This window comes from Paranoxybacillus vitaminiphilus (genome assembly GCF_003259935.1).
GTDB lineage: Bacteria > Bacillota > Bacilli > Bacillales > Anoxybacillaceae > Paranoxybacillus > Paranoxybacillus vitaminiphilus.
Genome location: NZ_QLMH01000027.1, coordinates 14,097 through 28,577, shown reverse-complemented (window position 1 = coordinate 28,577; position 14,481 = coordinate 14,097). Strand labels below are relative to the sequence as shown.

Annotated in this window: 13 protein-coding genes, 1 tRNA gene and 1 pseudogene; 3 read left to right on the top strand and 12 right to left on the bottom strand. The window is 38.0% G+C overall.

Going from position 1 to position 14,481, the window contains the following annotated elements; all coding sequences use genetic code 11:
• Positions 1-45 precede the first annotated feature (45 nt).
• Positions 46-801, top strand: coding sequence for a helix-turn-helix domain-containing protein (locus B0I26_RS17015; protein WP_111646566.1), 756 nt, complete (start codon positions 46-48; stop codon positions 799-801).
• A gap of 55 nt (positions 802-856) precedes the next feature.
• Here the strand turns inward: B0I26_RS17015 and B0I26_RS17010 are convergent, their stop codons facing one another.
• From B0I26_RS17010 to B0I26_RS17000, 3 genes are all read right to left on the bottom strand, one after another.
• Positions 857-1,777, bottom strand: coding sequence for a hypothetical protein (locus B0I26_RS17010; protein WP_111646565.1), 921 nt, complete (start codon positions 1,775-1,777; stop codon positions 857-859).
• A 161-nt stretch (positions 1,778-1,938) separates the two neighbouring features.
• The gene (locus tag B0I26_RS17005; RefSeq protein ID WP_111646564.1) at positions 1,939-2,439 is read right to left on the bottom strand and encodes a hypothetical protein; all 501 of its coding nucleotides are present in this window, start codon (positions 2,437-2,439) and stop codon (positions 1,939-1,941) included.
• A gap of 321 nt (positions 2,440-2,760) precedes the next feature.
• Complete coding sequence (locus B0I26_RS17000; RefSeq protein WP_111646563.1) at positions 2,761-3,021, bottom strand: hypothetical protein; 261 nt, start codon at positions 3,019-3,021, stop codon at positions 2,761-2,763.
• Positions 3,022-3,240: 219 nt separating this feature from the next.
• Between B0I26_RS17000 and B0I26_RS16995 the strand changes: the two genes are divergently transcribed.
• The gene (locus B0I26_RS16995) at positions 3,241-4,863 is read left to right on the top strand and encodes a recombinase family protein (protein ID WP_111646562.1); all 1,623 of its coding nucleotides are present in this window, start codon (positions 3,241-3,243) and stop codon (positions 4,861-4,863) included.
• A 70-nt stretch (positions 4,864-4,933) separates the two neighbouring features.
• Here B0I26_RS16995 and B0I26_RS16990 read toward each other — a convergent pair.
• From B0I26_RS16990 to queG, 4 genes and pseudogenes are all read right to left on the bottom strand, one after another.
• A pseudogene (locus tag B0I26_RS16990) lies at positions 4,934-5,806 on the bottom strand (protein prkA); the annotation flags it as partial.
• A gap of 345 nt (positions 5,807-6,151) precedes the next feature.
• The gene (gene trmL, locus B0I26_RS16985; RefSeq protein WP_111646561.1) at positions 6,152-6,634 is read right to left on the bottom strand and encodes a tRNA (uridine(34)/cytosine(34)/5-carboxymethylaminomethyluridine(34)-2'-O)-methyltransferase TrmL; all 483 of its coding nucleotides are present in this window, start codon (positions 6,632-6,634) and stop codon (positions 6,152-6,154) included.
• A 53-nt stretch (positions 6,635-6,687) separates the two neighbouring features.
• On the bottom strand, positions 6,688-7,560 hold the full coding sequence (locus tag B0I26_RS16980) for an amidase domain-containing protein (RefSeq protein ID WP_111646567.1): 873 nt from the start codon (positions 7,558-7,560) through the stop codon (positions 6,688-6,690).
• Between the two features lie 55 nt (positions 7,561-7,615).
• On the bottom strand, positions 7,616-8,755 hold the full coding sequence (gene queG, locus B0I26_RS16975) for a tRNA epoxyqueuosine(34) reductase QueG (protein WP_111646560.1): 1,140 nt from the start codon (positions 8,753-8,755) through the stop codon (positions 7,616-7,618).
• A gap of 67 nt (positions 8,756-8,822) precedes the next feature.
• Here queG and B0I26_RS16970 point away from each other — a divergent pair, with 67 nt between their 5' ends.
• A complete protein-coding gene (locus B0I26_RS16970) occupies positions 8,823-9,488 on the top strand; it encodes a B3/B4 domain-containing protein (protein WP_111646559.1) in 666 nt (221 codons plus the stop codon).
• A 98-nt stretch (positions 9,489-9,586) separates the two neighbouring features.
• Here the strand turns inward: B0I26_RS16970 and B0I26_RS16965 are convergent.
• The 5 genes from B0I26_RS16965 to B0I26_RS16950 form a co-directional block, all read right to left on the bottom strand.
• A tRNA-Gly gene (locus B0I26_RS16965) sits at positions 9,587-9,660 on the bottom strand.
• A 1,072-nt stretch (positions 9,661-10,732) separates the two neighbouring features.
• A complete protein-coding gene (locus B0I26_RS18735; RefSeq protein WP_245934828.1) occupies positions 10,733-11,680 on the bottom strand; it encodes a PucR family transcriptional regulator in 948 nt (315 codons plus the stop codon).
• Positions 11,665-12,624, bottom strand: a complete 960-nt coding sequence (locus B0I26_RS18730) for a XylR N-terminal domain-containing protein (protein WP_245934827.1) — start codon at positions 12,622-12,624, stop codon at positions 11,665-11,667. The genes B0I26_RS18735 and B0I26_RS18730 overlap by 16 nt, the downstream gene beginning before the upstream one ends.
• Before the next feature lie 12 nt (positions 12,625-12,636).
• Positions 12,637-12,906 (bottom strand): 2Fe-2S iron-sulfur cluster-binding protein, encoded by a 270-nt coding sequence (locus B0I26_RS16955; RefSeq protein ID WP_111646558.1) that lies wholly within the window; start codon positions 12,904-12,906, stop codon positions 12,637-12,639.
• Positions 12,907-13,005: 99 nt separating this feature from the next.
• Positions 13,006-14,481 carry an aldehyde dehydrogenase gene (locus B0I26_RS16950; RefSeq protein ID WP_111646557.1) on the bottom strand — a complete coding sequence of 492 codons (1,476 nt, stop codon included), beginning with the start codon at positions 14,479-14,481 and terminating at the stop codon, positions 13,006-13,008.

The following is a 14,481-nucleotide window of genomic DNA, read 5'->3' as shown; positions in this document are numbered from 1 at the left end:
ATTTAGCACATTCTTTCAGAAAAGGGGAGAGGGCTTTCTGAAGGAATGTGCAAAAAAATGGCTCTTTTGTTCCGAAATAAAGTGATAATTTACACTATTATTCATGATGAGATATCTCAATTAGTAAAAAATCTCTACGAATTTGAACACCATACTCCCAAAAAATATTTAACCATAAAAGAAGTTTCTTCAATGACTGGTATCGGCTCTTACACTATAAGACAGTTAACACATGCTAGAGCAATGCCTCATCGTAAAGTTAAATCTCGAATCATTTTTGATGAAAATGAAATCAAAAAAACAATTATTAATTATAAACAATTTGGTTGGACTGATCCTGATAATAATTGGGATATAACAGAAGTTCAAACTGAAATTGGTAACTTTCATAAAACAAAGGAGGCACCTGCTTTGATAGAAGAAATACTTAGGAAGATAATCAGAGACGAATTAGCCTGTTTTTCTAGTGAAATTATGAACTACACAAAAAAAGATAGAGCAAATTATTATGGCAGAACAGTTCTAACTATAAAAGAAGCAGCAAGACATTTTAGAACAAGTCCTTCAACGATATATAGTTTAATTAAAGAAGATGGAATGCCACACTTTAAAATTCAAAGTAGGTTCTATATTGTACTAGAAGAGGCTGAAGCGTTTCTGTGGAGAGAAACTGCAAAATCTTACGCAACAGAAGGTAATATATATTGGCAACGTATTTTACAAAGACTGGATTGGGAAGAGAAGCAAAGGAATGCAATATATGAGAAAACATTAAAAAGGTTAGAAGAAAGTAGTTTTTAAGGAAATAATTATTCCTGATATTATATCAATCCCAAACAGGAGATTCCCCTGTTCTTTAATTTTTGTATAATTTTGTATTACCTGTCCTTTTAAAACGGCTATAATCAAACTTCTCTCTTCTTTTAGCGGCTCTTACAATGTCTTGGATGATATCCCAATCTTTCCTTAATCCTGCTGGAATTAGTTCTTCTTTTGCGCGTATTTGTTTTAATTCGTTTAAATGCCGTTCAATTAATTCCTCATAGGAGATACAAAGATGCGAATGAGTTTTCGGTGAGGAATGATACGAATAATATGGAGCGGTGTACGACTTAGACACTCTATGCTGACGACTTTGGTAAAAGATTTCCTTTAGTCGTTCCCTTTCTGCTTGATGTTGCTTTTGGAGTTCTTCCATTCTCTTCGCATGAAGTTGATCATGAAGTTTTTTCAGTTGTTTATCCAAAAGCGGTATGTCATGTTCTATTTGCACAAGATAAGATGGCGGGATTTCAATTCCAGCAAACTCTTTTATGTCGGTTTTCTCGCCACGATAAATTTTCAGGAGCAGTTCATCTCGTTCCAAATGTATCCTATGGAATCCTTTTCTAATATCCCGAATAATTTCTGAAGTTAAATGAGTGTAGTTTTCCAAGCACGTTTCACCTAGTTTGTATGTCTTGTTTTGCTTTTTATGAGTCACAATGTACTGATACCGAAGGGACATACCACATTCACAACGAAACGGTCGATTTCCACGCCCTCCATCCAGTATTTCAACTAGAACCCAATCATCGACTGCTTCTGCCAATTGTTCTGTATCCATATCTTCCGTTACGATGATTCCTTTTTTTAGTGCTAAAACTTCTAACCACTTACTTTTTTTGCTTCGTTTCGTAAAAGCATCCATATATTGACGTTGCTTCGGTGTAAATAATTGATAAATCTCGTCTACTTCTGCTTCAGTCAAAGGCGTATGGAAATTCCTCAAATTCATGTTTACACCTTCCTTGAAACAAGGTAAATCAAACATCCATTAACCAAAATTCGACATTTAAATCCAAAAACCTTCAAAAGTTTTAAAATCAATTGCTATCAAAAAAGAGACCACTTTAGTATATAGTGGTCTCTTCCATACTCTTTACACATTCATTCACCTTACATTCCTAAATGCTCGCAGATGTTATTAAGATTTTTCGCAACAATTCTATTTCTGCTAATAGCCTTTTTGTATTTCGTTTTAAGACGGTGCCATTGAGCATTTGTTCTTTTGAGATAAACCGTAGAAGTATCTATTTTACCATTGTTTTCTATTTCAAAAACTCGGTATTTAGAGTTGAACTCATCAATCTCTACTACAATGAAATGAAAACCGTTTTGTATAAACAAATCCACAATACTTTTGTTGAATATTTCGATATCATGCACAATAATTGTGTCGATTTGGCGTTTCTTGAGCCCTTCCATAAAATCCGTTGCAGCAGCGGGATTGTTTTTATATGAAAGATATCCCTCTACTTTCAAGCCTACAGTTTCCTCCAATATTGCACTTACTACTTGTGACTCTAAGTATAATTCAATACTGTTATCTTGAATTGGATCAAGATGAACAAGATAACCCACTTTTTTTCCGTTCTTACCAAATTGATTTTTTTGCATAAAAAACTCCTCCTTTTTAAACACAGAATTTATAAAAATACATAATACACCCATATAAACGGGCACAAATAGCCTTATATATGCACATATTCAACTATTAAATGCGGTGTATTATATATTTTTTCTTCTCCGTGTATTAAAAAGAAGGAGATATCGTATAAATATAAACGTTAAAATTTCCGTATATTAAACAACAAACCATTTATTATATATAAAAATATACCAATATATAACAATATACTAAAATTAGATTGCTTTTATGATACTACATCATAAACTTCTTGTAAAGGTCCAATATTCAATTTTTATCTTCTTCTACTATTACCAATCATTTTGCCTTACTCTCCTGTCCATCAATATTGCAAACAAATAAGACGGAGCCTGCAAGTGCTGTACAGGTACAGTATTTTCTAACGGTACATATTTTAGTGCTTCTTTAAAAGTATTTTTTGATATTGAGCGATTAGTTCTGCTTAACTCAATAGAATTTCCCTTAACTTTGTACGTAAACTCTCCTCCACGAATTTGCTTGAAAACTTGACCTTCACATTCCTTTATTCTTTCCCATACGATTTCAATCATCCTATCCCCTCCCCCTTGTAACAAAAATTCTAAAAATATATTGAGTTCATATATTAATTATACCAAACACCTAATCTTAGGTTATTTTATACAAAAATCCCAATTCCCATTTTCTTGTGTGTTTATAGCAATAACTATTGTGTTTTTGTATGTGCTACATATGTATATTTAGTAGTATAATAGTCGTTAAACACATACCAAAACAGGGGGAATGGGTATATGGATAGTAAGTTACCATCCAGCGTTAAGTATATATACGCTTATATCCGTCGTTCTCGACAAGACTTGGAACGGGAAAAAAAGACAGATCAGGATACACTAGCAGAACAGCGCGCGTTATTGGAAAGAATCTTAAACGAACGATACCAGCATTACGACTGGGATTTATACGAAGAAGTAGGAAGTGGTGCAGATGCTATTGAGGAACGGCCCGTTTTTCGACATATTATTGAAGAGTTGCAAAAAGTAAAACCACGCACAGTTGCTATAATGGTTAAAGATATAAGCCGTCTGGGGCGTGGTTCATATGAGCAGATGGGGTTTCTAGAAAAAATCATATTAGAAAAATGTATTTACATTATAACTCCATTTCAAACATTTGATCCTCTCGATGATAACGACATGGAATACATTAAATTCCATATGTTCTTCGCCAATATGGAATATAGCAAAATAACGAGACGAATGCGGGAAGCACGCTATACATATGCGGTACAAGGCAGATGGATGACGGGTGGTGGCGGAATCCCGTATGGATATAAGTTTAATAGTTTTACCCAGAGATTAGAACCCGATGAAGAAACCGCGTGGGTAGTGCGAAAGATTTTTGATTACTATGTAAATCATGGCATTGGTTATAATGCTATTAGTACAAAACTTAGGGAAGAAGGAATTCCTACTCCAACAGGAAAAACATATTGGAAGCCCATGGTTATTAGGCGAATATTGAGAAACCCTGTGTATATTGGCACCGTTCAATTTAGAACTACACGGCTTAGAAATAAGAAAAAAATAAAATTGGAGGAAAAAGACTGGATAGTAGCAGAAAATGCCCATCCTCCATTGATTGATAAACAAACGTTTGAAAAAGCGGCTGAAATCATGGAAGAAAATAAAAACAGCCCTAAGGTCAGACTAGATTTTGAGCCTCAACCACTAGCAGGACTTATCGTTTGTTCGGGTTGCGGGAATAAAATGCAAAGACAGTACTCTAGACAATACTATACGAAAAAAGACGGTACACAGTCTGTATATGACAAAGAATTCCTAAACTGTTTGGCTTGCAGGGTTTATATGAAGTATAGAACTGTAGAACAAGAAATTCTTCGCATCCTGCAAGAAGATTTTATTAATGTCGATACGGAAATATTAAGACAAAGACTTGAAGAAATGATTAACTTAGATAAAATGAAACAGAAAAATTCTGTTAATCCAAATGACCGAGTTTTACTCATACAAAAACAGTTAGAAAGTCTGGACGGTGAATTAACGGCTTTGCGGAGAATGTTGCGGAAAGGACAAATAACAGACGAGGAATATGAAGAAGATCGTGCAGAAATTTTAAAACAAAAAGAAGAAAAAGAAAGGCAACTTTATTTTTTGCAAGCAGAAACACATAAAGAGCAAATTGAAGAAGTTAATGTTGAGTCCATCCAACAAGGATTTAAAACTTTATATGACTTGTATGTGAATAGTGATTTATCTAAAGGAGAAAAGAATGAAATTTTACGAGGGATCTTTGATTACATTGTGTTAGAAAAAACAGGTAAAGGGAAATTTAATCTGCATGCTTACATTAACCCTAAAATTATTTTAAACACTATCTCCTCTGCTTCCCACTGAAGGGAAGTTTTTTTATTTTTTTAGTCATATTTGTTTTTACGCTTTTATATACTTTTAGTAGATATCAAATAACAATCAATTCATCAGCGCTAATAAGTGCAAAGCGGCCTGCTTTAAAGTTCCCTTCTTGTGTGAGCGACAACAAGTGCCATAAAAACTTTTCATCGCATTTTAACATTTCTTGAAATTCCATAATCCCGCGGTTCGCCTTATTTAATTCGCCATCAAAACGATATGCACGCGGATCAGATTCCGATCCGTATTGGGCAATGGTTGAAAAGTCAATGCTTCCTGTTAAATCAGCAATATCTTGTGATTTTGGGTCAGATGGGCTAAATGTTCCAATGCCGACCCGTTTATCTTCGGAAAAGAAAATCCGCTCAACCATAACATCTTCAATACGGCCGCCGTATTCTTTTTCAAGGCGCATCATGTTTAAAGGAGAGAGATTTCCTTCAATGCGGATGCCGTATTCTTGGTAAAAATCATCACGCAAATGATGCGGAATGAGATGGAGGGGATCTTCATGCATAGGACATCCCTTAATGGCATACACAGCACCGCGGTTTGTATACGAATATGTTTCCAAACCTCTTTTTAACATCGTAACAAGCGTTGATTTTCCGCCGCTCACTGGCCCCATTAATAACAAAATGCGTTTTCGTACATCAAGACGTTTTGCCGCAGGATGGAAATACTCTTCCACTAACCTTTCCAGCGCTTCTTCCAAGCCGAATAATTGCCCGCTAAAAAATTTATACCGCTTTCTTCCGTTTACTTCTTCAACCCCTGCATCTTTAATCATATTATAAACGCGCGAATGAGCGGACTGGGCAACCCATGGCTTTTCTTTTAAAAGTTCTAAATACTCCGCGAATGTACCTTCCCACTTTAGTCGTTGTTCTTCTTCCCTGTACCTTTCAATCTTCTTTAAAATATCCATACAGGACCTCCTCTATCTTTGATGTCTAACAGCAAGATTAATACAATTTATGCGAGGATGTCCGTTATGATTCATCGCAAACGGAAATTTCATCGAAATATCAAAAGGGGCAACTGCACACACTTAACATTCACATAGCTTGTCATATAAGCTATAATGAAGATATGTGAAACTTTTTGGAATATAGAATAAGGAGGAACAAACATGAGAACGTTGCTTGTTCTGGGCGTTATTGTAGCGTTTTTAACAGCAATTTTCACTGCGGGCTATAACGACAAACCAGGAGTAAAAAATTAATCTTTTAATAAAAATGACCTCCATCACTTTGGATGAAGGTCATTTTTATTAAAACACTCCAGGAAAACCTTGTTGTCTTAACGCTTCGTACACTAAAATCGCTGCTGTATTGGACAAATTCAACGAGCGCACATTCTCATTCATTGGAATGCGCAAGCAGCGTTCCATGTTATTTTCGATAAGTTCCTTTGGCAATCCGGTTGTTTCGCGGCCGAACACAAAGAAATAATCTTTTGATGGATCGCTGTAATCAAAGGAAGAATAGTATTGTTTTCCAAATTTAGTAATAAAGTAAAATTCTCCATCTTTATACTTATCAAACAACTCCTGAAGCGAATCGTAATAAAAAACATTGACATATTGCCAATAATCCAGTCCGGCGCGTTTCAGCATTTTATCATCCGTTGAAAACCCCAGCGGGCGAATTAAATGCAGCGTCGTATCTGTAGCGGCACAAGTACGCGCAATATTTCCTGTATTTGCGGGAATCTCTGGTTGATATAAAACAACGTGTAAAGCCACTATCGTCACCTCAAACTTTTCATATTTCCGCCCATCATTATATCATTATTTACTGCAAAAAATTAAACAATATGAAAAAACTTGTATTGAATATTAGGTGTATATGCGGTTGAATCCTCATATGACCAATATCTCATTCGGCTATTCGTTGTATGCGCATTGACAAGCGGCATTCCTTGTCTATCTTTTGCGACAACAATTGTTGTATGGTCAAAGCGGCCGTCGCCTTGAAAATCGTAACAAATCACATCTCCCGGCATCAATTGCTCGGGAGACGATACTTCCATCGCCTTCAGCCCGCTATGCGTACCGCTTAAATACCAGCGAAACGAATGAGCTACCGTCCAACTATAGCTCCAATTATGATTTTTCATCCACCACCCCTTCGCCCTGTTTGGATATCCGCTCATCGGAATGCCGCCTGCATATAAACATTGCGAAACAAAATTGGTACAATCAACCGGAAACTTTTTAAAAGCGAGGTTGTAGCTATTCCACCACGTTTCCGCATAGCGAACCGCAGCGAAACGATCGTATTGATATCCCTCTTTTGCCTTCGATTCGTATTCACGTTCGATTCGTTTGTTATCTTCGTCAATATCCTCTCCTGCAATAACCTTCTGATCTCGGACAAGCTTGTGATTTTCAAACAACGCACGTCGTTCTTCTACTTGCTCCTCTAAATATATCCAATCTTTTTGTCTAATTAAAAATTGATAATGAACGACATAATCAACCTCAATTTGTCTATCAACTTGATGTTTACACAAAACCTCTCCGCGCGCTTGACACTTCACAATTTCGGCATTCCGCTTGCGAAATAAGCGGAGTTTCCTTTTCACTGATTCATCGTACTCGTTTTTTATATTATTGATTTCTCCGCATACAAATGCATGTATTTTCTTTTCAATCGCGGAAATCAGTTCTCTTCTCACGCCGTTCACCACTTTTTTCTCGTTTTTTATTACTTTATGTGGCGAACAAGCCGTTTTAGTCCTGATTAAGTAATAGATGCAATCCTTTATCGATTTCCTTTAATACTTCTTCGTCTTTTTCTGCTCGCTTTGCCTCTTCTAAAAAAGGAATGACGCTTTTTTCCCCGATTTTCCCTAACGCCCAGGCAGCTGTTCCTCTAATGACAGGACGGCTGTCTTCATTCAGCAATTTCAGTAAATCTGAAACGGCGGTTTTATCTTTATAATGTGCCAATGCAAGAATCGCATTTCGTTGAATCGGCTTTTTTCCGCGCCATGAACCTGAAATCGAACCAAACTTCTCTTTAAACTCCCGGTTACTAATGTGAAGCAGCGGCTTCAATTTCGGCTTCACAATTTCCGGATCTGGTTCCATTTCAGGGTGAAGATGAAAATCCTTCCCTTTATTTTCCGGACAGACTGTCTGACACGTGTCACAGCCATAAAGCCGATTGCCAATTTTATCGCGGAACTCATCGGCTAAAAATCCTTTTGTCTGTGTAAGAAACGCGATACATCGTTGCGCATTGAGCTGTCCACCTTGCACAAGCGCTCCTGTCGGACATACCTCTATACATTTGTTGCATGTGCCGCAACGATCTTCAATCGGTGTATCTGGCGGAAACGGAATATTGGTAATCATCTCTCCTAAATATACATATGAGCCAAATTCCGGAGTAATAATGGAGCAATTTTTCCCGCTCCATCCAATCCCCGCCCGCTCAGCAACAGCCCGGTCCGCCAATTCTCCCGTGTCAACCATCGACTTCAGCTGGGCATTTGGCACTTTTTCTAAAATAAATTCTTCTAATTTTTGTAAACGTTCACGTAAAATATGATGATAATCTTTTCCCCATGATGCTCTGCAAAAAATTCCTCTTCTTTCTTCCCTTGTACTGCGCGGAGCATTTTTCATTTTTGACGGGTAAGCCAATGCGATGGCGATAATTGATTTCGCGCCGGGCAAAAGCAATGATGGATTTGTCCTTTTTTCGATATCCGGTTCTTCAAATCCTGATTGGTAGCCTAACTCCTGCTGCCTGCGCAGACGCTCTTTCAGTTCAGTAAACACATCCGCACTCGCAAAGCCAATTTTGTCAATACCAATCGTTTTGCTGTATTCAATAATTTCTTTTTTCAATGCAACCATATCCATATAAATCCCCTCCTTTCGTAAAATTTCTTTATATATGCTACACTGAAAATAAAAAAGAGGTGGGAAGATGGAATTTTCTATTTCAAAACATCTGAAAGAGACGGTACATCATTTTAAAGTTGGCGTTATTGTCTATAACAATATCATCGTTGAACCATCACCACAAATGTTAAAAGGAAGGTTACAGTTTTTTCAAGAATCACTATACTTTGATTTACAGGAAACCCCTGTAGCTAATATCCCTGAGATTCAGGAATGGCGTACGATATTTAAACAAATTGGTACAGACCCCAATCGATATCGCCATTCAGCCGAGAGTTTATACCGGCGGATTCATAAACAAAATTTTATCGGCTCTATCCATTCGGCAGCTGATCTAAATAACTTCTTTTCGCTTTATTATAAAATCCCGATAGGCATCTATGACTTAGACAAAATATCAGGAAATATTTCCATTGATATTGGAACAGACAACGATGAGTACATAGGAATTAACGGCCGGGTAATGAACTTTGCGAAAAAGCTCGTTTCCAAAGATGACTTAGGTCCTTTCGGCAGTCCAATTGTCGATTCAGAACGAACAGCTGTTACTTTCGATACGAAAAACGCTGTGCAAATTGTTTATTTATTACCGTCAATAAGCAACAGCCAATGTGAAAAGATCATTCAATCAATCAGTAAAATGTTTATCCAAATTCATGGCGGCGACGCTGCCAGCGAAATTGTACTTTAAATAGGGGGAATTCTTCTGTTCCCCCTAATGTTACAAATAAAAAAACGCAATGCCTCGTTTAACCAAAGAAACGAAACACTGCGTTGTCCCCTATGTAATGGAGCGGGTGATGGGAATCGAACCCACGACATCAGCTTGGAAGGCTGAGGTTTTACCACTAAACTACACCCGCATTGGTTACTCGCTCGTTTACATTTATTTCCGCTACGCACCTACCATGCCTCTTCCTCTACTTGCCTACTCGAAGATGATCGATGCGTCGAGGCAACTCGCCGCTCATTCACCGATGCATCGCTCGTGGCTGAGGTTTTACCACTAAACTACACCCGCATTGGTTACTCGCTCGTTTACATTTATTTCCGCTACGCACCTACCATGCCTCTTCCTCTACTTGCCTACTCGAAGATGATGGGTGCGTCGAGGCAACTCGTCGCACATTCACCGATGCATCGCTCGTGGCTGAGGTTTTACCACTAAACTACACCCGCAAAAAAAGCAGAAATTTGTCGAACAAACATTAAAATAAAAAACAGGTCCAACCTGCCGATAGAATCTTTAGTCAATTAAACTAAAGCTCTCATTACTAACGATACACATTATATAATGGATCTCATTTACGGTCAATACTTTTTCTTTACTTTTTAAAATTTGTGGATTTTTTTAATATTTAAGTAATTAACCAAAAAAAACGATCGTTCCCTTTCGGAGTACAAAACATAAAACATATATCTTTTCATTAACTGTTTTAAACAAACAAAGACGCTTGGTAATTTTCAAAAACCAAGCGTTTTCCATTTGCTATTCAACTTCCGCTTGCAATGTTGGACTTCGGTCGTTTAACCACCTTCCCTTTCCATTTACAAAAACATAAAGGAATGTTCCCGCTGTGAATAAATGTGCTCAAATTGTCTGCAGAGATTGCAGCACATCCGCTTTCAAGTCATCGATATGCTAAATCGCACGAAATTGGATGGAATCCCGGCTGTCCGCGTTTGCTCCTCGCCATCACTCTTTCTCACATCGCTGCAGTTTGCCCGTATGTTACTACCTTTTAAACTTTATAATGTTGTACGGATGCCGTTCATCAACTTAAGATGAATGGAGAGTAACTCAAACTTATGTTAAACCTTGGCTCGAATGGATAAAAAGTAAGATTAAATTGACATAAATTTTTATTTATTTACGGATTTATAGATATTATAAATATAAAACTAAACTGATTATATCATAAGGAAACAGCTCTCTTATTTAAGTCCAATATCTAATTCCCCTATAATTATTAACGCTTGAATGGACAAAAGGAGTTGGTAATGAATCATTGAATTTCGCAGTTCTTGCTGCAGAAGATTTTCAATTTTGCTCACCCTGTACCGTAATCCGCTGATGGACAATGCTAAGTCTGCGGCTGTCTGTTCTAAGTTGCCGCCGTTGATTAAAAAGATATATAAGGTTCGGATGAGCTCTACGTTTTTTGGATCGTCCATGTTTAAGTTTCCAAGGCAAGCTTTTGCCATTTTCTTCACTTCTTGTTCATTATTTTCGTTAATAAGCACACCAACGATCCCTAAGGATTCGAATGAAATAATTTGCTGATGTTTCGATGCGATTCTGACGGATGTAAGCGCTTCCTTGTAAGCGTCTCCGGCATGCGATACATTATCTGTTTTTGAACTGATTCCTGCATAAAATTTAACAGAGGGAGATTGTGAGGACAATAAATCAACTACATTTGCCAGCCATGTTCGAATTCCTTCTTTTTGAACTTGGTCTTCTGTGATTAACAAGATAACATGTTTCGCCCGCTGACCAATCAGCATGTTTTGTTTATGCTCATTTCCAAAAGAGGTGAGAAAACTTAAAATTTCCTTTTGCATTTCCAACTCTTTCGATAAATCATTTTCTTGAAACCGACAATCAAGCACACAGATATAAAAAGCCTTAGATAAATCTACTCCTATTAAACCAGCTTTCGCGATTAAGTCGTGATGATCACTTTGTTGCCCGGCATTAATGATTTCCTCTAAAAAGTACCCTTTCATCCGTTCATAAGATTCCAGTTTCGTTTTTTCATTTAACAAACATACCGAACTGACAGAGGACAACCGTTCCAAAATCATGGAGGAAATCGAAGTGTTAAATTGGTTCAAATCATGGTAAATAAATGAGCAATATCCTTCTATTTTGTTTTGCAAAAAACAGGTGTCATTAAACGGTGATGGTGACGCAGGCGAAGAAGTTGAGTCGATGTTACAACGGCTTGAGGCTGGCAAAAATGATTGTTTCCCATATAGCGAATAAGTTCTTCTTTATATTCATTCAATTCATTTGAAGAGATTCCAGCATAGGCTAGCGGATGGAGGTGTAAGTTCTCAATTAAAACTGGAGTATTAGTCGACTGAAACACTTGATGAACAACTGAATGCAGGTTGTTTCCTTTGATGACTTCCTCGGTGAGCTTCTTATGAATCGCCGTCACAAAAGCCAAATGATTTCGTTCTTCTAAAAGTTTTTCATATGTTAAAGCCAATTCTTCCACAATCGGCGATTCATCAAGATACTGCAGCTCTTGTTCTGCTTGTTCCCCCCATTGTTCTATCGTTTTGCCGATCCAACCGCATTCTTTTTCTCCCATTCCTTCGCATGTTATTTCTTTGAAAATCGTTTTTTCTCCAATAATTTCCGAAACAAAACCGCTTGCATAACCGCAAAGAGTAAAGCACACCGGAGTAGATGATGTCCCAAATTGACGCACATGTACTTCTGCTTCATAGGAATGGGACCAATACCCCTCCATTATAATATGCCATTTTCCGTTTTCGTTTTTGACTTCTAAAGAAGTGCATCTCGCTTTCACATGACCTTTCATTGTGTGCAGCTCCGGTCCATATTTAATGTATTCCTCAATCGAGCAGTTTGTATGATTTAAAAGTTCTTTTGCATCTTGCCTGCCAAGATCCCAGCCATACCGGAACAAAAACCCTTTCATTCGTTCAAAACCGATATTGCGGATTAAATCTTTTCGCAATGAACCAAATGCGTCTGTTGTCACGATAATCGATCGGTTTTTTCCGATATAAATGTAACCGTTATCAAATTTTAATTCAATTTGCTTCAATAACGATTGTTGTTTAACCATAAATTTCCCACCTTAAAATTCAATGAGCTCAGCGACTAGATGACTAAGTGGATACGTTTTGCAGGCTAAAACATAACCATTCTGACGTTCCTCATCAGTAAGAACTCCTTTTGAGCATAAGCCAATTTTGTATTCTCCCTCTTTAATTTTGACTTTGCACATGCCGCAACCTCCATTAGCGCACCCATAAGGAATTTTTACATGCTGGGATTTCGCAGCTTTCAACAAATCCATATTCTCTCCGCAGGAAAATACCTTCCCTCCTACATTAATCCGATACATATTTTGCTCTTCCTCCTCCATTTTTTGTGCTGTAATCTCGAAAAAGGAGACGCCGGACTATATCATTGTTGAAGATGACTTCATCCGGCGACATATGAACTACTTAAGAGCAATACAAATATTTTTCGCTTCTGTGAAAAATTCTAAGCTATGTTTTCCACCTTCACGGCCAATGCCGCTTTTCTTGAAACCGCCGAATGGAGCCCTTAAGTCACGAACGAACCAGCAGTTGACCCAAATGGTACCCGCACGGACTTTGTGGGAAACACGGTGGGCGCGCTGCAAGTTCTCCGTCCAAATGACTCCATTAAGTCCATATTGCGTGTTATTGGCAATTTGCAGTGCTTCTTCTTCCGTATCAAAAGGAATCAACGTAACAACAGGACCGAATATTTCTTCTTGGCAAATGCGCGCTTCTGGGTTTTCCTGCACATAAATAGTCGGCTCAAGATAGTAGCCGTTTTTCAAATATTCAGGCAAATCAGGCCGTTTCCCTCCTGTAATCAAAGTCGCATTTTCTTGTTTGGCAATTTCTAAATAGCTTGTTACTTTTTTATAATGTTCTTCACTGACAAGAGGACCCATATTTGTCCGCGGATCTTGAGGGTCTCCGACTACTAATTCTTCGGCTGCTTTTTTGAAACGGGATACAAACTCATCAAAAATCGAGCGTTGAACGAGAATCCGGGAACCGGCGAGACACACTTGCCCTGAGTTTAAGAATGCCGCTTGAATGGAAACAGGAATCGCTTTGTTAAGATCTGCGTCTTCAAAAATAATATTGGCCGCTTTTCCTCCCAATTCAAACGACACTCTTTTTAATGTATCGGCACCTGTTTTCATAATCGCTTTTCCGGTTGTCGTTTCTCCCGTAAACGAAATCAAGTCTACTTCCGGATGGGCAGTCAAAAACTCCCCTGTTGAATTAGCTCCAAATCCATGGACAACATTGACAACGCCATCTGGAATCCCGGCTTCTTTCGCAATTTCACCAAGAAGTGAAACCGTTAATGGAGTAGCTTCCGCCGGTTTAATAACCGCAGTATTCCCCGTTGCCAAGCATGGGCCTAGTTTCCATGTCGTAAGCATAAACGGAAGATTCCATGGAGTGATTAAAGCAGCTACCCCGACAGGCTCGTAACGGGTATAGTTCAAATATTCCTCTTCCATCGGATATACTTCTCCGCCTAATTGTTCGACAAAATCCGCAAAAAACTTAAGATTATGCGCTGATCTCGGAATTTCTTTTTCAAACGCTACAGAATATGGTTTTCCGACATCGGTTGCTTCAAGGCGTGCAAGCTCTTCTCTTCTTTCCATAATAATTTCTGCCATTCTTCGAATCTTTTCGCACCGCTCTTTAACGGTTATCGTCCGCCATGGCCCTTCTTCAAACGCTCTCCTTGCCGCTTTACATGCCCGGTCGACATCTTCTTTTGTCGCTTCATGTACTTTCGCAATGACTTCCTGAGTTGCAGGATTTTTCACTTCAAATAATGAATGGCTGCTTGAAGTTACATACTCTCCATCAATAAATAATTTAATTTCTCGCACTTTTGTATCTACCGATTTCAT

What these genes read in the sequence shown, in the direction of transcription:
- B0I26_RS17000 (WP_111646563.1), bottom strand. Translation starts at nt 3,021, where the DNA reads ATGATTGAAATCGTATGGGAAAGAATAAAGGAATGTGAAGGTCAAGTT.
- B0I26_RS17010 (WP_111646565.1), bottom strand. Translation starts at nt 1,777, where the DNA reads ATGAATTTGAGGAATTTCCATACGCCTTTGACTGAAGCAGAAGTAGAC.
- B0I26_RS16955 (WP_111646558.1), bottom strand. Translation starts at nt 12,906, where the DNA reads ATGTATCGGATTAATGTAGGAGGGAAGGTATTTTCCTGCGGAGAGAAT.
- B0I26_RS18730 (WP_245934827.1), bottom strand. Translation starts at nt 12,624, where the DNA reads ATGGTTAAACAACAATCGTTATTGAAGCAAATTGAATTAAAATTTGAT.
- queG (WP_111646560.1), bottom strand. Translation starts at nt 8,755, where the DNA reads ATGGATATGGTTGCATTGAAAAAAGAAATTATTGAATACAGCAAAACG.
- B0I26_RS16970 (WP_111646559.1), top strand. Translation starts at nt 8,823, where the DNA reads ATGGAATTTTCTATTTCAAAACATCTGAAAGAGACGGTACATCATTTT.
- B0I26_RS17005 (WP_111646564.1), bottom strand. Translation starts at nt 2,439, where the DNA reads ATGCAAAAAAATCAATTTGGTAAGAACGGAAAAAAAGTGGGTTATCTT.
- B0I26_RS16950 (WP_111646557.1), bottom strand. Translation starts at nt 14,481, where the DNA reads ATGAAATCGGTAGATACAAAAGTGCGAGAAATTAAATTATTTATTGAT.
- B0I26_RS16995 (WP_111646562.1), top strand. Translation starts at nt 3,241, where the DNA reads ATGGATAGTAAGTTACCATCCAGCGTTAAGTATATATACGCTTATATC.
- B0I26_RS17015 (WP_111646566.1), top strand. Translation starts at nt 46, where the DNA reads ATGTGCAAAAAAATGGCTCTTTTGTTCCGAAATAAAGTGATAATTTAC.